The organism is Photobacterium sp. R1, assembly GCF_054600795.1.
On the sequence record NZ_BAAHZP010000334.1, the window covers coordinates 1 to 315 of the forward strand.

General features: G+C 51.7%; 1 pseudogene. It reads right to left on the reverse strand.

Annotation, left to right across the window (positions count from 1 at the left end):
* Positions 1 to 315 (reverse strand): annotated as a pseudogene (locus ACYP03_RS25295) (type VI secretion system ATPase TssH); the annotation flags it as partial.

The following is a 315-nucleotide window of genomic DNA, read 5'->3' on the forward strand; positions in this document are numbered from 1 at the left end:
TCAGTTCTTCTTTTAAATCAGTGATCTGGTTTTCAATCTGCGGGATAAGGGAAGCGTTTTTCTTATCGCCGGTTTGTTGCAGTTCGTCGCGCTTCAGACCTTCCAGTTCCCGGTTCAGCGAGGCAATTTGCTGTTGCAGGCTTTCAACCGGAGCGGGGGTTGCTCGCAGGCTGATATTGACGCGGGCACACGCGGTATCGAGCACATCAATGGCTTTGTCCGGCAGCTGACGACCTGAGATATAGCGAGAAGACAGCTCGGCCGCACAGGCGATGGCATCATCACGCACATAAATATTGTGGGCTTTTTCATAAG